Origin of the sequence: Aerococcus sp. Group 1, assembly GCF_000193205.1 — a bacterium.
Classification (GTDB): Bacteria; Bacillota; Bacilli; order Lactobacillales; family Aerococcaceae; genus Aerococcus; species Aerococcus urinae_A.
On record NC_015278.1, the window covers coordinates 294238 to 316598 of the forward strand.

Annotated in this window: 21 protein-coding genes and 1 pseudogene; 16 read left to right on the forward strand and 6 right to left on the reverse strand. The window is 42.5% G+C overall.

Going from position 1 to position 22361, the window contains the following annotated elements:
* Window positions 1–3: 3 nt before the first annotated feature.
* From HMPREF9243_RS01405 to HMPREF9243_RS01425, 5 genes are read left to right on the forward strand one after another with little or no spacing between them, the layout of a single operon-like run.
* Window positions 4–1860, forward strand: a complete 1857-nt coding sequence (locus HMPREF9243_RS01405) for a PTS sugar transporter subunit IIA (RefSeq protein ID WP_013668538.1) — start codon at window positions 4–6, stop codon at window positions 1858–1860.
* Window positions 1857–2339, forward strand: coding sequence for a transcriptional regulator GutM (locus HMPREF9243_RS01410; protein ID WP_013669146.1), 483 nt, complete (start codon window positions 1857–1859; stop codon window positions 2337–2339). The genes HMPREF9243_RS01405 and HMPREF9243_RS01410 overlap by 4 nt, the downstream gene beginning before the upstream one ends.
* A gap of 3 nt (window positions 2340–2342) precedes the next feature.
* On the forward strand, window positions 2343–2897 hold the full coding sequence (locus HMPREF9243_RS01415; RefSeq protein WP_013668738.1) for a PTS glucitol/sorbitol transporter subunit IIC: 555 nt from the start codon (window positions 2343–2345) through the stop codon (window positions 2895–2897).
* Between the two features lie 11 nt (window positions 2898–2908).
* Window positions 2909–3928, forward strand: coding sequence for a PTS glucitol/sorbitol transporter subunit IIB (locus tag HMPREF9243_RS01420; RefSeq protein ID WP_013669786.1), 1020 nt, complete (start codon window positions 2909–2911; stop codon window positions 3926–3928).
* Between the two features lie 50 nt (window positions 3929–3978).
* Window positions 3979–4335: a PTS glucitol/sorbitol transporter subunit IIA gene (locus tag HMPREF9243_RS01425; RefSeq protein ID WP_013669789.1), complete on the forward strand. Its 357-nt coding sequence runs from the start codon at window positions 3979–3981 to the stop codon at window positions 4333–4335.
* A gap of 299 nt (window positions 4336–4634) precedes the next feature.
* Here the strand turns inward: HMPREF9243_RS01425 and HMPREF9243_RS01430 are convergent, their stop codons facing one another.
* Window positions 4635–5147 carry a type 1 glutamine amidotransferase domain-containing protein gene (locus tag HMPREF9243_RS01430; protein WP_013669593.1) on the reverse strand — a complete coding sequence of 171 codons (513 nt, stop codon included), beginning with the start codon at window positions 5145–5147 and terminating at the stop codon, window positions 4635–4637.
* A gap of 601 nt (window positions 5148–5748) precedes the next feature.
* Here HMPREF9243_RS01430 and HMPREF9243_RS01435 point away from each other — a divergent pair.
* The gene (locus tag HMPREF9243_RS01435; protein WP_013668570.1) at window positions 5749–6969 is read left to right on the forward strand and encodes a CaiB/BaiF CoA-transferase family protein; all 1221 of its coding nucleotides are present in this window, start codon (window positions 5749–5751) and stop codon (window positions 6967–6969) included.
* A 181-nt stretch (window positions 6970–7150) separates the two neighbouring features.
* Window positions 7151–8083, forward strand: coding sequence for a nitronate monooxygenase family protein (locus HMPREF9243_RS01440; protein ID WP_013669264.1), 933 nt, complete (start codon window positions 7151–7153; stop codon window positions 8081–8083).
* 182 nt (window positions 8084–8265) lie between these two features.
* On the opposite strand, the gene mazE is transcribed toward HMPREF9243_RS01440, so the two are convergent.
* Together mazE and HMPREF9243_RS01450 are read right to left on the reverse strand one after the other, a co-directional pair.
* Complete coding sequence (mazE, locus tag HMPREF9243_RS01445) at window positions 8266–8484, reverse strand: type II toxin-antitoxin system PemI/MazE family antitoxin (RefSeq protein ID WP_013669978.1); 219 nt, start codon at window positions 8482–8484, stop codon at window positions 8266–8268.
* A 129-nt stretch (window positions 8485–8613) separates the two neighbouring features.
* On the reverse strand, window positions 8614–10584 hold the full coding sequence (locus tag HMPREF9243_RS01450) for a fructose-bisphosphatase class III (protein ID WP_013669020.1): 1971 nt from the start codon (window positions 10582–10584) through the stop codon (window positions 8614–8616).
* A 269-nt stretch (window positions 10585–10853) separates the two neighbouring features.
* Between HMPREF9243_RS01450 and HMPREF9243_RS01455 the strand changes: the two genes are divergently transcribed.
* The 3 genes from HMPREF9243_RS01455 to HMPREF9243_RS01465 all read left to right on the forward strand — a co-directional run bounded on the left by HMPREF9243_RS01455 (window position 10854) and on the right by HMPREF9243_RS01465 (window position 13550).
* A complete protein-coding gene (locus tag HMPREF9243_RS01455; protein ID WP_041706403.1) occupies window positions 10854–12086 on the forward strand; it encodes a NupC/NupG family nucleoside CNT transporter in 1233 nt (410 codons plus the stop codon).
* 183 nt (window positions 12087–12269) lie between these two features.
* On the forward strand, window positions 12270–13187 hold the full coding sequence (rihC, locus tag HMPREF9243_RS01460) for a ribonucleoside hydrolase RihC (protein ID WP_013669246.1): 918 nt from the start codon (window positions 12270–12272) through the stop codon (window positions 13185–13187).
* 195 nt (window positions 13188–13382) lie between these two features.
* Complete coding sequence (locus HMPREF9243_RS01465) at window positions 13383–13550, forward strand: 2-hydroxymuconate tautomerase (RefSeq protein ID WP_013669234.1); 168 nt, start codon at window positions 13383–13385, stop codon at window positions 13548–13550.
* 68 nt (window positions 13551–13618) lie between these two features.
* Here HMPREF9243_RS01465 and HMPREF9243_RS01470 read toward each other — a convergent pair whose 3' ends face one another.
* Genes HMPREF9243_RS01470 through HMPREF9243_RS01480 form a run of 3 tightly spaced genes read right to left on the reverse strand, consistent with a single transcriptional unit; the run spans window position 13619 to window position 15378 of the window.
* Window positions 13619–14452, reverse strand: a complete 834-nt coding sequence (locus HMPREF9243_RS01470; protein WP_013669953.1) for a hypothetical protein — start codon at window positions 14450–14452, stop codon at window positions 13619–13621.
* Window positions 14452–15063, reverse strand: coding sequence for a DUF1700 domain-containing protein (locus HMPREF9243_RS09735; protein ID WP_013668514.1), 612 nt, complete (start codon window positions 15061–15063; stop codon window positions 14452–14454). The genes HMPREF9243_RS01470 and HMPREF9243_RS09735 overlap by 1 nt, the downstream gene beginning before the upstream one ends.
* 3 nt (window positions 15064–15066) lie before the next feature.
* The gene (locus tag HMPREF9243_RS01480) at window positions 15067–15378 is read right to left on the reverse strand and encodes a PadR family transcriptional regulator (protein WP_013669698.1); all 312 of its coding nucleotides are present in this window, start codon (window positions 15376–15378) and stop codon (window positions 15067–15069) included.
* A gap of 310 nt (window positions 15379–15688) precedes the next feature.
* Between HMPREF9243_RS01480 and HMPREF9243_RS01485 the strand changes: the two genes are divergently transcribed.
* The 6 genes and pseudogenes from HMPREF9243_RS01485 (at window position 15689) to HMPREF9243_RS01505 (ending at window position 22351) form a co-directional block, all read left to right on the forward strand.
* On the forward strand, window positions 15689–17581 hold the full coding sequence (locus tag HMPREF9243_RS01485; protein WP_013669613.1) for a metallophosphoesterase family protein: 1893 nt from the start codon (window positions 15689–15691) through the stop codon (window positions 17579–17581).
* A gap of 358 nt (window positions 17582–17939) precedes the next feature.
* Window positions 17940–19133, forward strand: a complete 1194-nt coding sequence (locus HMPREF9243_RS09740; RefSeq protein WP_013669910.1) for a helix-turn-helix domain-containing protein — start codon at window positions 17940–17942, stop codon at window positions 19131–19133.
* 41 nt (window positions 19134–19174) lie between these two features.
* A complete protein-coding gene (locus tag HMPREF9243_RS01495; protein ID WP_013669211.1) occupies window positions 19175–20320 on the forward strand; it encodes a hypothetical protein in 1146 nt (381 codons plus the stop codon).
* 16 nt (window positions 20321–20336) lie between these two features.
* The gene (locus tag HMPREF9243_RS09745; RefSeq protein WP_049776715.1) at window positions 20337–21686 is read left to right on the forward strand and encodes a site-specific DNA-methyltransferase; all 1350 of its coding nucleotides are present in this window, start codon (window positions 20337–20339) and stop codon (window positions 21684–21686) included.
* Window positions 21686–21742 (forward strand): annotated as a pseudogene (locus tag HMPREF9243_RS11010) (hypothetical protein); the annotation flags it as partial. The gene HMPREF9243_RS09745 and the pseudogene HMPREF9243_RS11010, both read left to right, overlap by 1 nt.
* Before the next feature lie 33 nt (window positions 21743–21775).
* Window positions 21776–22351 (forward strand): hypothetical protein, encoded by a 576-nt coding sequence (locus HMPREF9243_RS01505; protein WP_231286956.1) that lies wholly within the window; start codon window positions 21776–21778, stop codon window positions 22349–22351.
* Window positions 22352–22361 lie beyond the last annotated feature (10 nt).

A 22361-nucleotide genomic window follows, 5' to 3' on the forward strand; every position in this document is an offset into this window, starting at 1 on the left:
GTTATGACACTTGTTGATCGTTGGTATGAAATTTTAAATAATTTATATATGCACCCCAAAATTTCCCAAGCGGAGTTTGAAGCGGGGCTGAAGACAAGTCGCCAAACCTTAAAAAAGAACATCCAACTTCTTAACCAGGAGCTGGAAGGGATTGCCACAATCACATTAGAAGATAAGGTCTATCATTTGACTATTGAAGATTTTGCTGCTTTCAAGAAAATTCTGGCAGGGAAATTTCGCCAAGAGACCGACTTTAATTCTTCGAATAAGCGGCAAGCCTATATCCTTAAAGAGCTGATTGAAGACCAAGAGCCAGTCATTATTGATGACCTGGCTGAAGTGACCATGGTTAGTCGTGGGACGGTGAATAATGATATCAACCACCTCCGCCAAATCCTGTCTGACTACAATCTCACCATTGTGGGGACGCCCAATAAGGGCTTGACCCTGGAGGGCGATGAGCTCGATATCCGAACGGCCTACGTTAATATTGTGCTTTCTTACTTCAAGGAAGACCAATTTATTATAAAAGATAAGACGCATTTGTTGAATTTGGCCCCTAATTTTAATATGACCAATTTTACCAAGGATTTACTCTTAAAAGTTGTTTATGTCACTCTACTCCGTGTCCGTCAAGGGCACGGTTTGATGAGTGAGATGCCTCATTACCAGAATTTCTTACAAGGACAAGAAGACTACGAAGTCTTTATTGCTGAAATTGAAGATTATTTCAACCTCACCCTAAGTCATTATGAATACCAGTACTTGGCCTATCCTTTTAATATTTACAATAAGGAAGACATTGTGCCGGATAGCTTTAACTCAGCCTTTGTTGACCAGGTTTACCAAAAAGTGCTCCAAGCGATTCAACGTGACTTAGCTATTGAATTTGACCAGGAAAAGTTATACCAAGCTATGCGCAATCATTTAATATTTCTTATTCATCGCTTGTTATTCCGGGTCAATAGTGATGATCTCTTCTTCCATGAAGTCCAGCAACAATACCCGCTATCCTTCACCCTGGCAGAGATTACTGGCCAGGTCTTGGAAGAAGTCTTAGACCGTGAGGTACCAGGCATTGAGCTGTCTTACCTGAGTCTTTACTTCGAATTGGTCATCAGCCGGCAAGTGAGTTTGAAAAGTCAAAAAATTGCCATTGTGTGTCACACCGGTAAGGGGACAGCTCGTTTGATCAAGATGCAGATTCAACGCATCTTAGGGACCAGTTTAGAGCTATCCACTTTCTCAGAAGGGGAGTTTAGCCAGGAAGATCCTAGTCAATACTTTGCCATCTTCACGACGATTCCCCTGGATAAGGCCAAGATCAAACGGCCCATCATCCAGTTAGATAACTTATTCGATGAGTCCTATATCCGCTCACAGTGGTATAGTGTCCAACGGCATAATCCTCTCTTCTCCCAGTTGGTTTACTTGGACTTTGTTACTTTAGACCAAGGGGAAAGTTACGAAGACTTGCTCCGAGTGATGACTGACCAGGTGATTGAAGAGACTGGGATTTCATCGGATTTCCAACAAGCTATTTTTGACCGGGAGGCCATTAGTGATACGGTCTTTGACCAGGGGATCGCCATGCCGCATACAGTGGTTGATGATTTTGGTCAGATTATCCTATTGATCGGCCAAGTGGAAGCCGATATCCAAGAAAAGGGTCGGCCCATTGACCTGGTCTTTCTCTTAGGAATTCCTAGTCAGACCAACCAAGTCATGGATGAGTTACTGATTAATATCTATGAAGCTATTTTTTCGGTGGCTAACAACCAGGACTTAAAGGCCTTATTAAAAACTACGCATTCGCTGGAAGACATTCAAGATATTTTACAAGGAGATGACGGATTGTGAGCTTTATGATCGTATTTGGAGGGATGGCCTTACTGGCCTACTTAGGCCAAGCCTTTCTTGGTTTTCTGCAAATCAAACACTTTAACCAAGTTTACCAAGACCTGCGTAAACAAGGCAAAGTCGCCATCGGGAGACGGTCTGGCAAGGTTCGCCAGGGCACGATCGTCATGTTTGCGGTCGATGACCAAGCCAAGATTCTTGATGCCTATAAGATGCAAGGGGTTACAGTTTTGGCTAAATTTAAACGTCTCCCCCAATATATTGGTCAAGATCTCTATCTGATCGATCGCAAGCATCCCTTGGTACAGAAAGAAAATAAATTAACTCAAATTGCCATGGAAGACGCCCGTGAAGTCTACATTCGGGTGGAAATCGGTGACTACAAGGAAGAAAAACCGCAATCCACCTTCAAACAATTAGGCAATTTTGCCACACAGATGAAATACACACTGTCAAATAAAGTTAAAGGACGTGGATAAAAAATGGAATATATTGTTAAATTTGCGGAAGGGTTCATGAACCTCTTCCAAACCGGTGCCGATAACTTCATCGCCTGGATGGGGTCCATTGTTCCCCTAGTATTAATGTTAATGGTTGCCATGAACGCTGTGATTAACCTCTTAGGGGAAGAACGCGTGACCAGCTTAGCCCGGGTGGCCTCTAAGAATGTCTTTACCCGTTACATGATCCTACCCTTTGTGTCTGCCTTTATGTTAGGGAACCCCATGTCAATGACTATGGGACGTTTCCTGCCTGAATTCTATAAACCCGGTTACATTGCCGCACAAATGCAATTCTGCCACACATCCAACGGGGTCTTCCCTCATATTAACCCTGGTGAATTATTCGTTTGGCTAGGGGTTGCCCAAGGGATTGAAGCTTTAGGCTTGAACCAAATGGAACTAGCGATTCGTTACCTCTTAGTGGGGTTAGTGATGAACTTTGTTGGTGGTTGGGTCACCGACTTTATCACCGCGCGTGTATGTAAACAACAAGGGATTACCCTTTCAAAAACCGTTGATGGGGACATTAATTAAGGAGAATTATCATGAGTGAATACAAAAGCATAAAAATTGTTAAAGGGTCAGGTGGCTTCGGTGGTCCCCTAGTCATCACCCCAACTGAAGAAAAACACAAATTCATTTATGTGGTTGGTGGCGGCGAACGTCCAGCCATTGTGGACCGTATTGAAGAACTTTCTGGGATGGAAGCGGTTAACGGTTTTAAAACCTCGATTCCTGATGAAGAAATTGCCCTAGCTATTATTGACTGTGGAGGAACCCTCCGCTGCGGGATCTATCCCAAGAAGGGGATTCCTACCGTTAATATTATCGCTACTGGGAAGTCCGGTCCTCTTGCCCAATACATCACTGAAGAGATCTATGTCTCCAATGTTGGCATCAACCAAATTGGCCTAGCCGATGGGAGTCAAGAACCAGTTAGTGAAGTAGCGGCTAGCCAAGCAGCTGACCAAGCGGAAGGCAGTGGAGAAAAGGCTGGCTACGACACCTCCAAGAAGATTACCGAACAAACTGAAAATCCTAGCTTTATCGCTAAAATCGGGATGGGTGCTGGTAAAATTGTTGCCGTCTTCAACCAATCCGCCCGGGAAGCCATTGAAACCATGTTACATACCGTGATTCCTTTCATGGCCTTTGTTTCCTTACTGATTGGACTTATCCAAGGGTCAGGGGTTGGTGACTGGATCGCCCGGGCCCTAACCCCACTGGCTGGGAATGGTATTGGTTTAGTAGTCATTGGTTTTGTCTGCTCCCTCCCATTCTTATCACCATTACTCGGACCGGGAGCGGTAATCAGCCAAATCGTTGGGACCTTAATTGGGGTGGAAATTGGTAAGGGCAATATTCCTCCACAACTAGCCCTACCTGCTCTCTTTGCCATCAATACCCAAAACGGTTGTGACTTTATCCCGGTTGGTTTAGGTTTAGCTGAAGCTTCTTCTGAAACCGTTGAAGTCGGCGTGCCTGCTATCCTCTACTCCCGTTTCCTAAACGGTGTACCTCGTGTCCTAGTGGCATGGTTAGCAAGTATTGGCCTTTATAGCTAATCGAAGAAGAATTGCGCTCATCAAACAAAAGTACAGAAAGGAAATCTACGATGACTATTTATCAAACAGAAGTAAAAAATATTGGTGCCGATGCTGAATTATTTAAAAGTGAAAACATGATCATCCTCTTTGGAGAAGACGCCCCCGCTGATTTAGCTGACTATTGCTATAATATCGACGTTAATCCTATCCAAGGGACTATTGAAGCAGGGCAAACCATCTCCTTTGATGACCAAGACTATAAAATCACTGCTGTTGGTAGCGTCGTAGAGAAGAACCTGACTGACTTAGGCCACATCTCCGTACGCTTCGATAATTCCACTGAAGCGGACTTAGCCGGAACCATCTATGTGGAACACAAAGAGCTTCCAGAAATTACCATTGGTACCAAAGTAACGATTCACTAAGAGAATTCAAAAAGTCCACTCATCCTTTGTTTATGAGTGGACTTTTACTTATTAGTAAATGGTAGAAGAAATCAAACCAACAAAAAACCAGCGCCCCCTAAGCTCATTCAAGCTTTGGCAGGCGCTGGTTTTAGGCTTTTATGCTATTTTAAGCAGCTCCAAGAAGTCTTCCTCACTGATCCTTCTAGTTGAGTTCAGACGCCAGTCTTGAAGTCGCTTCAGAAAATTCCAACGCACAGTGTCCTGTGCTTATGGTATTTTCCTCCAGCGATTCAAGCCTCTAGCGGCGTCCTCACATCCTATTTTAAAGCGTCTACAATGGCTTTGTTGAAGGCAGGAAGGTCATCTGGGGTCCGACTGGAGATTAAACCAGAGGAGTCGATCACCACTTCTTCATCAAAGTAGTTGGCACCGGCATTCTTCACGTCAACAGCAACTTGGGCAACGGAGGTAATGTCTTTACCGTGGAGCACATCCGCGTTGACTAAAAGTTGTGGGGCGTGGCAGATAGAGAAGATGGGTTTATGTCTGTAAGCGAAGTGACGGACAAAGTTTAAAACGTCTTCATACTTACGGATTTTATCTGGGGAGTAGCCACCAGGAATCAGTAAGGCGTCGAAGTCTTCGCCCTTGGCGGTGTCAATGCCCACTTCAATTTCCACCTCGGTTCCATCACTCTTACCGGTTACGGTAGCGCCTTTTTCTAAACCGACAGGAACCACTTGATGACCAGCTGCTTCGAGCGCTTCCTTTGGTGAGGTGTATTCAGAATCTTCGAAGAGGTCGGTCATAATACTTGCAATTTTTGCCATAAGTTTGTTTCCTCCTTATTGGTCTTTGTGCGTCAGTGATAAAACGTGTGCCACTGACAGACAGCTTGTCTTTTTACGACTACATTTTTATCCTAGCATGACTCACTTGTAATTGCGAATCATGTGCTTGGTGAAAGTTGGTGTGAAGTAGCTTAGCACAAACTAACCTCACTCAATATTAGTACTCACTTACTTGTTCTTTAATCGAATAAAGACATCTTTATGTTGTTTAATTTGCTTTTTAATTAATTTTAATTGACGTTTTTGTATAGCCCGTTTGCCTTCTTTAATTTTTGACATAATCAATCATCCTCCTCTAAAGAAGCACATCGAGGGCCCTTCATTTTGTTAAATTCTTCTCAGTAGAAGGCATTGCTAAATATTTTAATGAGCTTGTTATTAGTCCAATAGGTTTAGTTAAATGGATCTTCTTTATCTCATTATATGTATCACTGGATAAAACCACAACAACAAGGCTTTACTATTTTTCGTTATTAATACTTAAGATGTTTACCTAATTCTTAAATTCCAAGTTTTTCTTTTCTTTTGCAGAAAATTAATTCATAATAAAGAAAACGCTATCTTAGAAAGGGTGGATTTGATGATTGAATTGCTTAAAGGAGTGAAGGTAGTTGACTTTACAACCATGGTGGCAGCGCCGGCAGCGGCTAAGTTAATGGCGGACTGGGGTGCTGATGTGGTGAAAGTGGAGGCTCCCGGTGGGGAAGTCCTCCGTGTCCTTGGAGCGAGTATGGGGGCACCAGCCAAGCCGGAAGAAAATCCAATTTTCGATCTCTATAATGCTAATAAGAAGGGCATGACCTTAGATTTAAAAACTGAAGCCGGCCTAGATGTGATGGTTAAATTGATTGCATGGGCGGATGTTTTTATTTCCAATGTGCGTTTAGAATCGCTCAAGAAGTTAGGCTTAGACTATGAGACTTTGTCTGCTAAGTACCCCTCTTTAGTATGGACCCATTTTTCCGGTTATGGCTTACAGGGAGACGAAGCAGGACGTCCGGGTTACGATATGGCGGCCTATTGGGCTCGTGGAGGCTTTGTGGCGGACCTGTCCCCTAAAGGAGAACACCCTCTCCACCTACCAACAGGGATTGGGGATGGCATTTGTGGCCTAGCACTTCTTAGCGGTACTCTTGCTGCCTTGCGTCAAGCTGAACAGACAGGTCTGGGACAAGAAGTCCGGGTCTCCTTATATGGAACAGCTATTTATGCTAATGGCGTTCAAGTGATTTCCACCCAATATCAAGATGTCTTTCCTAAGCCTTACCACCGGCCAACTAGCCCACTCATGCATTCTTACCGGACTAAGGATGGTGAAATTATGGTCATTGTTCTTCCGGTTCATGATAAGGGGTATCCGCAATTGATGAAGCTATTAGACCGTGAGGACCTGATTGATGATGACCGCTATGCAACTCAAGCGGCTATGGCTAATCCCCAACATAAGGAGGAACTGACTCATATTTTAGAAGAGGCTTTTGCGCAATTTGACAGTCAGACTCTTTCCGAACGCTTTCTAGCTGCTGATATTACTTTTGAACGAGCACGTCACTTTGAAGAAATTGCCCACGACCCTCAAGCTCAGGCCAACCACTATCTCTACGATTACCAATTCGCTAATGGTCATCGGGCGCAAATGCCAACTTCTCCAGTACACTTCTCTGATAATTTGGATATGCCTTACCATGCCGCTCCACTAGCGGGGGCTGATAACCAAGCTATGTTAAAAAAATTGGGTTATGGAGAAGCAGAAATTGAAGCTTTGAAAGAACAGGGCGCTTTCGGAAAAGCTAAAAAGTAGTGAGTGAACTCTTTTATCCCGCTGCCCACTTTCCCTTAACCTCCCATAACAATATAGTTATCTCAAGGCTCTAAACTTACTATTTTACATGTTGTGAATATAAGCACATAATAGAATTGTTAGAACTATTTCTTTTACAGTATAAAATTGTTGACTAAAAATCTTAAAAAGGAGAGATTGCATGAACCGAGTTTGTGAACTATTAAATATTGAATACCCAATTTTCCAAGGTTCCATGGCAGGTGTAGCGGAAGCTCCCCTAGCTGGCGCTGTTTCTGAAGCGGGTGGTTTAGGAGTTATCGCCACTGCTGGCCGCAAGGGTGACTGGTTACGTGAACAAATCAAAGCTGTTCGCGAAATCACTGACAAGACTTTTGCTGTTAACTTAATGTTAATGTCTCATAATACTGAAGAAATCATGGAAGTCATCATTGACGAAGGGATTAAGGTAGTTACCACTGGTGCGGGTAATGCCGCACCTTTGATTGCGCCTTTACATGAAGCGGGGATTAAAGTGGTTCCGGTTGTGGCTAACGCCCGTCAAGCCAAGAAAATGGAAGAAGCTGGCGCTGATGCCGTGGTCTGTGAAGGGACCGAAGCAGGAGGCCACGTTGGTGAAGTAACCACCATGCCTTTAGCCCGTGCCGTGATTGCTGCTGTGGATATTCCTGTGATTATTGCTGGTGGGATTTCTGACGGCCATGGTTTAGCAGCTGCCTTTGCTCTCGGTGGTGAAGGGGTTCAACTAGGGACTGTCTTCTGTGCCAGTGAAGAAGCGCCAATTGCTCAAGGGTACAAGGAAGCCATTGTTAACTGTGGTTTAACCGATACCGTGGTTGTGGGCCGTTCTATTGGGGCACCCGTTCGTTTAATCCAAAACGACATGGTCGCTAAACTCCAAGAAGAAATCGACAACGGCTCTACCCGTGACGAATTCGAAAAATCCAACCTCCAAATGTTACTGACCGCCATCACTAAGGGGGACACCGAAAACGGTATCGTTACCATCGGTCAAGTAGCCGGTAACATCACCGAAATTCGCCCAGTCAAAGAAATTATTGACTCCATCGTTGAAGAAGCCCGTCAAGCTCTGAAAAATATGCCGAGTATCTAAAGGATGTGAGGAAGGAATAGGGAGGGAGATTCCTTGGAAGAAAAGATGAAAAGACCAGTTTACTGGGCGTTCAACTTTTCTGAAAGGACATTCCCTCACCCTTCCGAACTCAACTAAAGAGTGTGACAAGCGCAAAAAGGACTAGGAAATTTCTCCTAGTCCTTTTCTTGTAGCAAAAAGTTTTATTCGATATCTTCTTCCAGTAAAAGATCAGTTTGTTTACAATCGTCAGCAAATTTTAAAATATCTGGATTTTCAAAAATATTCTCTTTAACTGGAGTATACACAATGGCACCATTATCAAGACATTCCACAGAAAATTTCTTCCCTTCGGCAATATTAAAGTAAGAGGGCACCGTCACTACCATTGAGCTCCCAACCTGTCTAACTTTTACTTCCATAATACTCACCTCATATACATTATATATATAACGAATTACAAGAGAATCACTATTTAAGGATGGCTGCTAACTCATTAAGAAGTTATAAAACCTGACGGTGGGTTTTTATACCAAATTTAAGGATAATATCTATTCTATTTCCTCCCCAATCAGCCCAGCTTGATAAGCTTCAATCAAGGCTTTGAGAGCTTGGACCTGGCAAGTGAGTTGCTTACCGATGTCAGTTTCTCTAACTGAAATCCGTTCTAACTCCTTGTCCACGACGCGGCGGGTGGATTCAATATCGGTTTCGTATTTAATGGCATCCTCCTTGCCGTGGAAGGGGTGGTGGGCCACCAGCTGCATACCATAGGAATTATAGAGTAGGGTAAAGCCGCCCAGTCCGGTGGTCTTTTGGTAGGCCTTAGCAAAGCCACCGTCAATAACGATCATCTTGCCATCCGCCTTAATGGCGTCCTCTCCATCTTTAGCCTTGATAGGGGTGTGGCCGTTAATGATGTGGCCCTTGTCGGGATCGATGCCGAACTCTTCTAAGACCCGGCGGACAAAGTCAATATCTTCTCGCCAGGAGTAATAAACATTGCGGTGTTCCTGGTGGGTCTCCTTATCGGCGATAAAGTAGCGTTCAAAGGTAGCCATTTGTTTCTTTCCGAAGAGGGCTGACCCTTCCCCTTGCCAGAGATACCAGGCAAAGTCCAGGTCGGGGTTTTTACTTTCATCACTTTGGCGTTGGGCATACATGCGCCGGACTACCTGGTCAAACTTGTCGAGGAGGACTTGGCCAGCCAAGGTTTCCCCGTCGATAGTAGCTGCCATGAAAGTGCCGTCCTCATTCATGGGGATACAGCCGTGGAACATGAGATTATTGTTATAAATCTTATACATGGATCCTTTGTTAATCAGGAAGGCCACGTGCTTTTGTAGGCGTTCACTGTCTAAAAAGGCGGCTTGCAGGGCTTCCATGACTGCGCCCTCTTCTTCAGTCAGGGCATAGGGATCTTTGGGATCCACAGTGGGGAAAGAGGTATTGACTAAAGGATAGGTCTTGCCCTGCCAGTTAATGGTTCCGGCATGGTAGTCGATCTTATCTAAAAGCAGGCGGTTGTCACAGCCAAATTCAGGATGGCGGCGGATGACTTGGGCCTCTAACTTAAACTGGATAATGGCCATAGCCAGCTGCATGCGGGCTAATTGCTCGACTTCGTCATGGTGGTAGTCATGGTCCTCAGCTAATTTAGGCATAAAACCGGTCAAATCAGCATCCTTGTAGACGGTGTCAGCCAGGTTGACAAGAGGACGGAGCGGGATTCCGTAGGCGTGTTCAATCACAGAGAGATTGTCATAGCGGGCCTGGATCCGGACTACATTGGCAATTAATGCTTTGGACCCCGAAGCGGCGCCCATCCAAATCATGTCATGGTTGCCCCATTCAATATCCAGCGAATTCTTCTCCATTAAGAGGTCTAAGATCTGGTCGGGAGCGGGTCCGCGGTCATAGATGTCGCCTAAGATGTGGAGGTGGTCGACCACCAGTTCCCGGATCAATTCCGCCAGGCAGGTAATCAGCCGGGGCGCTTCATCTAGATCAATGACCGATTGAATGATGCGCTTATAATAGTGTTCCTTGTTGGAGAGGATGGAGTCCTTGAAGATCAACTCATCCATGATATAGGCCATATCGGGATTCATGGCCTTGTGGACCTTGGAGCGGGTGTACTTGGAGACCACAAATTGGGTCAATTCCACCAGCCGGCTGGTGGTCAGGGTATAGAACTCATCAATTTCCGCCTGCGAGTCCATTTCCTTAGTCAGGGCGCGGAGTTTTTCTTCGGGGTAGTAGATAATGGTCGCCAGTTCGGCCCGGCGCTTAGTGGACAGGCGGTCGCCGAAGATTTCGTTGATTTTTTCCTTGATATTCCCCGACCCGTTGCGGAGGACATGGTTAACGGCGTCGAATTCCCCGTGCAGGTCGGTCATAAAGTGCTCGGTGCCCTTGGGGAGGGACATAATCGCTTCTAGGTTAATCATTTCCGTGGATGCGGCGGCCTTGTTGGGAAATTTTTCGGCCAGTAATTGTAAGAATGCAGGACTAAATGCCATGGGACTTTCCTTTCTCTCTGAGCGCCCAGGGAGCTTGATGAACTCGCTGGCGCTGTTAATCTCTTTCTATTCTAGCTGAAAGCGTTATCGATTTGCCTTTACAGGGAATGATTTAAAAATTATTTAGAGATTATAGCATTATTTCGAAAATTTGGGTAAAATATGGGTGAAAGCGTTTTTAAATGAACAATGAAGCCAAAAGGGGGCGGTCGGCTTTCTTTTCTAGGTAAATGGATAAGCTGTTAAGCTTTGGAAAGGTAAGTGATTCAATGAGTATTGTACAAGGCCTGCTGGGTCTACTGGTCATTTTTGGCTTATGTTATTTTCTGTCCTTTGACCGGAAAAATATTAAGTATAAGAATGTGGCCATTATGTTAGTTGCTGAAGTGGTCTTGGCCTTAGTCCTTTTTCGGACTAGCTTAGGTTTGACCATCTTAAATGGGATTGCTAGTGGGATGGACTGGCTGATGGCCCAAGGAATTGAAGGGGTCAACTTCGTCTTTGGCGGGATTCAACTGACCGCTGACGGCTTTGTCTTCTTCCTCCACGTCCTCGCGCCCCTGGTCTTTATTACCGCCTTGATCGGGGTTTTAAACTGGCTGGGCGTCCTGCCCTTTGTGGTCAAGTGGGTTGGTTTTGGGATCAACAAACTGACCGGGGCTGGGGAATTGGAGTCCTACTTCCCGATTGCCTCCACCGTCTTTGGGACCCCGACCAACTATCTGTCGGTTGTCGACCAAGTCAGACGGGCTAGTGAGAAGCAATTATTTACCCTGGCAGTCATTCCCATGTCCGTGGTCACGGTCTCCATGTTGGCGGCCTATATGAAATTAGTCAAGCCCCAATACGTGGTGGTCGGTGTCCTCATGCAACTCCTGTCGGCCTTAGCGGTTTCTGTGATCGTTAACCCTTATAATGACAAGGAAGAGATTGCCAAAGGAACCCAGGCCTACCAAGAACGGGAAGGCATTGAAGGCGACCAAGCTGAAGAAGCTCAAGGAGAAAAGGAAAAAGAACCCTTCTTCTCCATGCTGAGTGACTACATGGTAACCGGATGGAATACGGCCGTGATCGTGGCTGTTATGCTGATTGGTTTCGTGGCTTTGATTTCCATGTTGAACAGTCTCTTTGAAGGGCTGATCAACATTTCCTTTACCGAATTAGTTGGCTATGTCTTCTCGCCATTCGCTTTCTTGATGGGCGTTCCTAAAGAAGACATGGTCCAAGCCGGTTCAGTCATGGCCCAAAAAGTCCTGGCTAACGAAGTCGTGGCCATGACTTCTCTCTCGGCCCTAGAAGGTTTAAGTGAAAAGACCGCCGCCATTATGGGGACCTACTGCATGAGCTTCGCCAACTTCGGAACCCTAGGCATGGTCATCGGCGGTGTCAAAGCCATCGACGCCCACCAAGGAAACGTGGTAGCCAAATATTCGCTAAAAATCGTCCTCGTCTCCACCCTAGCTTCCATGGTTACCGCAACGATAGTAGGGTTCTTGTTTTAAGAAAAGAGTGCGACAAGCGCATCAAAGAGCAAGACTATTGGAAGAATAAGGCGTAAAAATTCTCAAGGAGAATTTGTCGTCATTTTTTTGAAATGGAGCTCATCTCGCGCTTGGAACAGGTTTAGACAATTTAATAAGTTATGAATTGAAAGTTACTTAGTATTTACAAGGAGGAATTTTTTCATGGTAAGAAAAGTCATTTTTGATACAGACCCCGGAATTGATGACGCGATTGCGACCGCTATTCTCTTGAATTCGGACCAGGTCCAAGTGGAATTGATCACTGCTGTGGGTGGAAACGTGGCCTTAGAAAAGACCTCCACCAACGCCTTAAAATTAGTTAACTTCTTTGAAAAAGATATCCCCGTGGCTGCTGGGAACCACGGACCGCTCTTGACCGAATTTACCGATGCTTCTGAAGTCCACGGCGAATCCGGTATGGATGGTTACGACTTCCCTGAACCGGACAAGAGCCAACTCTTAGACGATCACGCCGTATTAGCCATGCGTAAGGTCTTAATGGAAAGCGATGAAAAAGTCACCATCGTTGCAGTAGGCCCACAAACCAACGTGGCCTTGCTCTTGACCATGTATCCTGAAGTTAAGGACAAGATTGAAGAAATTATCATCATGGGTGGGTCCTTCACCCGGGGCAACAAGCATGTCATGGATGAATTCAACATCGGAACTGACACCGAAGCTGCCCAAATGGTCCTCCAATCCTCAGTCAAGACCGTGATGGTGGGCTTAGATATTGGTTACATTGCCACCATTGGTCTAGAAGAAGCTGCAGAACTGGCGGAGAAAACTGAAACTGGGAAGATGATCCATTCCATGCTCCAACACTACCGGTCAGCTCAAACCAACCAAGAATGGGAAATGTATGACCCAACCGCCATCGCCTACCTCTTAGAACCAGAGATGTTTGAAGAAGTAGAATGTAACGTCGAAGTCGAACTCGGCAGTCCCTTAACCTACGGGCAAACTGTCGTCGACCTCGACCACAAAACCGACCGTCCCGTAAACTGCGTCGTCCCAACCACTATCGACCGCAACCGCTTCAAAGAATGGTTCAAGGAAAGCATCTTGAAATGTAAGTAAGGATGTGAGAATGCCGACGAAAACTTGAACCGCTACGCATACTATATCTGTCACTTGCTTGCGCGTCGAACAGCTATAGCAATTGGAAGAAGTAGGCAGTAAATCCTCAAAATGGGTCTTCTTTGAAAAAACTTTCATACTTACATTCTTTTTAAGGTATAATCTAAGTTAAATTCTTATGAGGAGGTTTTACCTATGCCAGTTGTAAACATTCAACTTATCGAAGGACGGTCCCAGGAAGTCAAGGCGGCCATTGCTAAGGAAATCACCGAAAGTATCTCTAAGCACGCCAAGACTCCTAAAGACCATGTCCACGTGATCTTTAACGACATGAAAAAAGGCGACTACTACAACAATAATTAAGCCTAAACTTAAAAACAAGCCCGGGAGCTTTTGATTGGCTCCTGGGCTTGCTTTCTTTTCTGGGAGATTTAATTTTCTGGATAGCGGACGCTCACCGTATTGTCTTCACCATTGAAGTGGATAGGGTCGCGTCCCTCACCAATTTGATGGATAAAGGGTTCGGGTTTGGCAGGCTGACTGGTGCTTTCTTCAGTAGCCAAGTCGTCAAGGTCTTGACTTGCTGGAATTTCCAGACTGCGCCCATTAATCGTGGCTTGGGAATAACCGTGGTTAAAAGAGAGTTTGGCATTGGCCTCTTCTACGGTCATATCTACTGCCACATCCTCGCCACTAAAGGTCATCGGAAAGGTGGATGGGCTCTTGATGGTGACTTGGCCGTCGTAAACTTCCCAATAGAGGTCCTTGAGGGCTTGGTTGAGACTGAGATCAGCGTAGTTTCCGCTGGCGTTAAGACGACTTTGGGAGAAATCCGGGCCAGCAATTTGGATCCGGATAGGATGGCGACGGAATTGTCCAGTGCCGAGAATTTTTTCATTGATTTTTAAGAAGGCCCCATCATCTTGGACATCGAAGAACTTGGTATCATTAGGAATTTCGTCATTATCCAAGTCCTCGCCTTTAACGTCCCAGATCTTGATGGAATAGCTATCGGCAGGGATGACTTCGATTTCACTGTGGTCTCTAATATCGATTTCCATCAGATCAAAGCCCGTGTCGAAGTTTTCCTCATAGACCAGTTGGCGGTGGTCAGCGTTTTGTTCGACCTGGTAGGCTTGAATTTCACTAACGATATGGTCATAGTCAAAGTAAAAGAAGGACATGAATCCTAAAACCAGGGCCAGAAAAGCGACCCCACAGAGGGTCCAGATACTACGAACGACAGTATTGCCTTGTTTTTTCATTAGTAATCACCTCGTTTGCGCCGCCATTGAATGGCATACCACGTTTTCTTGATCAGATTCCAGCAGCCCTTCACCAGCCTAAAGGCCAGGTAGATCAAAATGATGGTCATACAAAAGCAGAAGATGACCGCAAAAACCTTGGTTAAGGGATGGAGCGTATTCAATAAGCCCAGTTGGATGGGTCCACTGATAAAGGCTTGGGGGTTAACTAGGCTGGCTAGCAGGGTGATAGCGACCACAAAAATGGTAAAAACCAGGGCCAGAAAGCCGGTGAGTAGTCCCAGGACCCCTCCGCCTAGACCTAAGAGTGCACCTAAGATCAAGGGCAGGCAGACGATCACCAAGAGGGCGATTAAGAGATTGCGCCGGGTTTTGTGGCTGGTGGGCTCTTTTGGTGGACGTTCATCGATAAAGACCCGCTCATTGTCTAAGTATTCCTTGGCGATTTGCTTGGGACTGCCCAGTTCCTGGCAGATTTCTTCTTCCGACTTGCCTTGATTCATAGCGATTTGGAAATGTTCCTGGTAGTCACTCAGGATATCATTAATGACTGAATTGGGCAGTTTATGTAAGTAGAAACGTAGTAAGTCAATAAATTCTTCTTTTTTCATGAGCTAACCTCCTTCAAGGATGGCATTGACTCTTTGGACGAAAGTTTGCCATTCCGCGATCTGTTCTTGGAGCGTGGCCAAACCCTGGCTGGAAATTTTGTAGTACTTCCGGGGCGGACCTGATTCGGATTCCTTCAGATAAGTTGTTACCAGGGCTTCTTTGTTGAGGCGGCGTAGGAGTGGGTAGATGGTGCCTTCAGAAATCGCGATGTGTTCTGAAATTTCTTGGACCAATTCATAGCCATAGCAATCCCGCTCTCGTAACTGCTGGAGCACCAGCATTTCCAAAACGCCTTTTTTCAATTGACTGTTCACATGGACAACTCCCCTCACTATTTTATTTCAATTAGTATCTTGCAATGCCTAGTACCTCTTCAAGTAAAGTATAGCACACTAGCTTGCATTGCACAATAGTTAGGAAGTAACAAAAGCAACTTCTCGGAACCGCCTAATTACTGAACTTTATTTTAAATCTTGTTAGTATTATTCGCTTTACTCACCAAAATTTCACTTTTACTTAAAACTTACGATAAATTTACAGCTTTTTTACAATGCTTTGCTATAGTGAGGGCAAGTTAGACTTACATAAAGTAAAAATGATATTTTGAAAGGAGATACAGTCCGTATGCATTGGGATGATCGTATCAAGAAAGTGGGGCTTTTGCTGACCTCGATTTTTGTCTTGGGGGCCTGCGCTGAAACGAATGAGAACAGCGATAATGCTTCGGCAGATAGTGCAGTCGAAGAGAGCGTGGCTTCAGAGGACAAGGGGTCAGAAGAAAGCGCTAAGGAATCCAAGGATTCTAAAGCGGGAGAAGAGGCTGAGGAAGTTGACCCGGTCTACGGCGAAGAGAATGGCTTAGACTTAATCGAACTTCAAGACGACAAACCCGAAGTGGCGCCGGTGCCTGTCAATAATGAACCCAACCGGATTGCCACCAACCTCCTGGAAGAAACCACGGATGCCATGGGCTTCAACTGGTATACCACTGACAAAATGCCAGATGCCAAGGTGAAAGTGTCCAAGTCTGAAGATATGTCCGATCCAGTTGAATTCGCAGCGGAAGCGACCGAAGTGACTTCTGAATACGCCGAGCGCGACAAGGATGGCTACTATATCTATGCGGCGGCCACTAAGGACGAAGACGGTAACTTCATTGTCGACGAGAACGGGAAGCCGGAAGAAGTTGAAGGTTACTTCACCGACGAACAAATTACCACCGATAACACCCAATGGACTTCTGAAGGGAGCTCCTTAGGTTACTTGGAACTCCAAGATGTGACCGAATACTCCTATAAGGCTGAGGCCGATGACCTCGAACCCGACACCCAATACTACTACCAAGTGGGGTCTGACGAAGGTGGCTTTTCCAAGGTCGGTTCCTTTAGAACTTCCGGTGAAAAGGGCCAGCCTTTCCAATTCATCCACTATACCGATACCCAGAATGCTTATTGGAATGCCAATGTCAACAACGAGGCCGCTTACGGGGCCGACACCCTTTCCCATGCCCTAGAAGTGGCTCCTGACGCTGACTTTGCCCTCCATACTGGGGACTTTGTTGAGGTGGCCGAAGTGGAAGATGAGTGGGTAGACAACTTGGACATGTCCCAAGACCAAAACCTTCATTTGCCTCATGCCTACACCCCAGGTAACCACGATGAATACACAGTTCTAGGGGATGAAAAGGACTTAACCGCCTTCAACGAACATACCAATGTCCCAGTGACCAATGACGTAGTGACAGGTGGCTCTTACTATTCTTATGACTACAACGGCGCTCACTTTGTGGTCCTAAACACCAATGACAACAAGGAATCGGAAGATAATCCTGAACAAGGCGCCATCGGTAAGGAACAGATGGAATGGGCTAAGCAAGATATTCAAGAAGCTCGTGATAATGGGGCTAACTGGATTATCCTGGCCTACCACAAGCCTATCTACTCGGCTTCCTACCATGCCCTCCAAGATGAGGATGTTCAAGTCACTCGGGAAGAATTCGCTAAACTAGCGGATGAACTCGATGTCGATGTGGTTCTCCAAGGTCACGACCACAACTTAACCCGGACCAAGTCCCTAGTTTACACTTCCGATAACTTTTCTTACGGTGAAGTCGAAGACACCGAAAAAGTCGAAAAAGATGGGGTAGAATACCACGTGAACCCAGAAGGCGTGACCTACATCATCCCGAACACCTCAGGAACCAAAGCTTATGACGCCATCTATATGAAGGGGGCTGACCATGTCCACAAGGTTCGTCCTAAATTAGATTGGATGACTGAAGACGATGTGGAACTTTGGAACGGTCTCTTCGATGTGGCTAAGCAACCCGATGACTCACCAAAATTCGACCACAAACACGAAAACTACCGTCAATCTCAAAATCAAAACTTCGCGGTTTATACCGTCACCGAAGATGAATTCTTAATTGAATTCTATGAAATGAGTGGTAACCTCCACGAAGGTGAAGAACGGACCGTTGAATTAGTTGATTCTTACGGGATTAAGAAGGATAAGTAGAGTGTAACTGGAACACGTTTTAAATAGACTGTGACAGCAGTCAAATTCATTAGAGTCGCTGGCAAAAGTCAGCGGCTTTTTTTGTGGTGGCATGGGCGCAGCCGATATTGTTGAAATGGATTAAAAATTAGAAGAAAAAGGTAAATCATGGATAAGGTTGGAATTTAACCTCCTGATCTCTTTTTTGTAATTTTAAGAGTGGATGAGTTATATTTTGTAAAAGCTTTGTGAGGCTGCGATAAAGGGAGATCATGAGAAAAAAGGATTTACTAGAAAAGTTGAATCCTCTTTCTTATATATAATGAATATATCGATTGCTTTCGAGCAAGATATAATTTTTAGGCAGGGAGATGAATTGATGGAAATATCGAAATTTTATGATTTAGTGTCGAATGGTGAAAATGATAGAGTGGATTATAAAAAGAAGTGGTACACAAAAGATAAGAAAATTGATTTAGTGATTGATATCTTAAATTTTGTAAATACAGTTCATCATGAAGACTGTTATATTATTATTGGAATAGAAGATGAATCGAAGGAGATTGTAGGAATAGATACCAATGACGAAAACCGATTGCAGGCAGAAGATGTTACTGATCATTTAAGAAATTTATCTTTATCCGGAAACTATATCCCTGAAATTGAAGTGTCATCAATAGAAATTGAAGATAAAATTTGTGACATTATTACTATATATAATACAGATCATACGCCTATTTATTTAATGAAGGACTATCGTAACGGAAGGAGAATTATAGGAGCAGGGCAGATACTATCACGAAATCAGGGGTCAAATACACCAATTGATCGAACAGCTCCAGATTATATACTTGAAAAATTGTGGAGAAAAAGATTCCATTTGGATAAAGATATAAAAGATCGATATAACTCAGTTTTAAAAGATTATAATAATTGGACGTTTGTTGATTCTTTTAATGGTAATCCAGCAAGATTTATTTACAATCTAGATCCAAATTTTTATATTGATTTAATAGATGATATGTCAGGAAGAGATCAGTTTCAGCCTATAAGTTTGAACGCTGTTCGACTTAAAATTACATGGAAATTAGCTCGTCTTAAATATAATCATCTAGAAATTGAATCTAAATTAATATACTGGATGGATGATGCTCGTTTTCTCCAGGTATGCCCATATACAGGTTTTGTTTCTGGAGCTCAAGAGTCTTTCAGCTATGAATATTTTATTGCAGATAGCATAGCTTTTAACCTGAATGAATTGCTTTGGAAATGTCCCTCATCGCTAAATCATCATTATTTGTATGAGCAGAAAAATAGAATTATGAAATCAGTTGTCATTTACTCTAGCCTAGAAGAAAAGCGGATAGTAGAGAGTGATGTTTCAGCACAATTTAATTTACAGAAAAATATTGAAGCAACTGAAGAAGAAATTAAGACGGTTGAAGAAAGGATAGATATAGATATCAATAATGCTAATAACGAATATAATTGGGCTAAGAATTACATTGAGCAGAATAAATTAGGAAGACTTATAAACAGTTACATGGAGGAAAATGATGATTCTAAAAAATAGTTAGTAGATAGTGATTTAGTTTGGGAGTAGGGGGAGAACCTATGGATGATACTTCTTTTTTATTGACGTCGTCCCTTGAGGAAATTATTTCTTCTGGATTGATAAATGAAAAACGTATTTTATTTGATTTCAATGAAGAACATCAAAATGCATTCTTATCAAATAAAATTCCCTCGGGAAAATATAAGCTTAATAGTATAATGGATTTTTCTAAAGCCAAGATTATTAGCAAAAAGATAATGAAAAGCGGGTATGTTAATATTAGTTATATGCTATCTCTAGACTCGAATGTACTCGGTGACTTAAAAAAATCTCTAGAAGAAAACATAAATACTGATTTGTTATCGATGATAACCCTGGCTAAAAATGAAAATATGGTATTGGATTTTAATCCATATTTAGTAGAAAGTATTCTCAATAATTATATTTTTGAAGATGAAGTATTGTATAAAAGTATTGAAGCATTTAATACGGCTGATTCCTTTAACCCTATACGTGAGGATTGTTTACGGGATACTTATGAACGTCATCGAGAGTACATATTGAGAGATACAGAATCTAAGTTTAATGCAATAAAAAAGAACTATAATCCTAGTAATTTAAAGGCTGTACGTGACTATTATTATTATGCATATGTTCTTTTATTAAAAACTTTTTTAATTAAATTTGATACTAAAATAAAATCGAACAATAAAAAAATAGATGCATTAATTGAATTCATTACGAGTAACTTAGGGATTTACGGTGAAAACGAATTTGTGATTGCTGTATTTGGAATTAGAAATCATAAGACATTATCTAAATTTCTATCACTACAGCTTAATTCAAAACATAAATTAGACAAAATCCGAGGAATGGCTTGGGATCTAGCACATATAAGATATTTAGAAATGATGATGATGGCAAAGACTAATATTCAAACTATTTGTCTACCTTATTTTTTATCAGCAGATAAAGGCTTATCTCAATCTATTAGCTTAAATCCAGTAAAGCGAATCATAATTACACTTTCCAATGAGGGTAATCGAGCAACCTTTAGACGAAGGTATAATGCTGAAAATATTGGTTTAAAGAAACCACAAATTGATAAAATCAAAGAATGGCGATTTTCTAAGAAAGAACAACTGACTATTTCAGAATATAAGACTCTTTCGTTAGAATTAGAAAAAGAATTTGATGCTATATAATTAAAGGAGATATAACATGACAAAGCATGTCCCAAGTGGGTCACCAGATCTTACTCAAATGAATATTAATAAGTTGAAAGAATTATTCCCAGAAGCCATTACAGATGGTGGAAAGATCGATTTTGAAACTTTGCAAACCATTCTAGGTGAAGAAATTGATGATGAAGGGGAAAGCTATTCCTTTACTTGGCCAGGTAAACGTGAATCTATCTTAGGATCACAGCTCCCTTCTAAAGGGACATTGCGTCCTAACATTGATAAGAGTAAGGATTTTGACCATACGGAGAACCTTTATATTGAAGGGGATAATTTGGAGGTTTTAAAACTCTTGCAAAAATCTTATAACAGTAAGGTAAAAGTGATCTATATCGATCCACCTTATAATACGGGAAACGATTTTATTTATAAGGACAACTTTCGTGAGGGAGTGAAGAATTACTTAGAACAAACAGGTCAGGTAGACTCCAATGGTAATTTACTTTCTACTAATTCGGAAAGTAATGGGCGTTTTCATACGAATTGGTTAAATATGATGTATCCAAGGCTTCGGTTAGCACGAAATCTTTTGACCATGGATGGAGTAATACTTATATCAATTTCAGATAAAGAAGCGGCAAATTTGAAGCATATTTGCGATGAAATATTTGGAGAGAAAAATTTCATAGAAAATTTTGTATGGGTAATATCAGGAAATACCGATAACCAAGACCCTATAATTAGAAATCATGAATATATACTATGTTATGCAAAAAATGCAAAAAAAGTAGCTATAAACAATGTTATTGATCCAAATATACCTGAAAATTCCAAAGTCAGAAGAAATTTTGTACAAAATTCTATTATTAAAAATGGTTCTAAAAATCCACCAAGTTTGATTAAATTACCTAAAGGTTTTCCTGCGAGAATAGAAAGTAAAGTTTTCAAAAAAACTGATAATTTAGAGCAAGTAATAAAAGAAATAAATCGAGTTGGGTATATTTCAAGGAGTATAACTAAAAAGTTTAAATTACACTATCCTTTACATTCTGAAAATTTAATAATCGAGAACTTTAAGTTACAGAATGATATTGATGTATATTCTGGCTGGGCAAATAATAAAAAATTGGAAGAATTTATCGATAATAGCTGCAAACCAATTTTAAATGAAGATGGAAGTGAAATAGAATTTTATTTAACAAGTACTGGCACAATTGAATATATGAAGAAAGGAAGAGAATCGCAACACATCTTAACAGTCTTACACAATATGGGAACAACAGAAAAAGAAAAATACGAATTGGAAAATATGGGGTTATCATTTGATTTTCCAAAGCCAAAAAACTCATCGAATATCTATTATCGATATTTTCAAATTCTAGCGATATAATTCTTGATTTTTTTTCTGGTTCAGCAACCACAAGTCAAGCCTTAATTAATTTAAATATTGAAGATAAGAACAGCAGAAAATTTATTTGTGTGCAAATGTCTGAAAAAATAGAAGAATCCGATAATGAGTATAGTTCACATATTTCAACCATCACCGATATCGGTTCCGAACGTATCCGCCGCGCTGGTGATAAAATAATTGATGAACATCCAGAACTAGCTGACACTTTGGATATTGGTTTCAAATACCTTCAACTCGACAAGTCTAATATACGTGAATGGAATCCAGATTTTGAGGATTTAGAAAATGACAAGGTAGATTTATTTGAAGATGTTTTTATAGAGGGACGATCTGAATTAGATATTGTCTACGAGATCATGTTGAAGAATGGCTTGGAATTGACTCTACCTGTAACTACTTTCGAAGTTGAGGGCAAGACAGTTTATGATATTGCTCATGGTTCACAGTTTATCTGCTTGGCTAATGGAATAGATATGGATGTGGCTGAAGCGATTATTGCCAAGCGTAATGCCTATGATCCACAGCTGATTTCAGGTGTTGTGTTTAAAGATAAAGGCTTTTTAGGAAATGATGCGATGAAGTTGAATGTTATCCAAGCTTTGGTTGATGCGGATTTCGCTGAAGAAGCTATTCAAACGATTTAGGAGGTAGAAC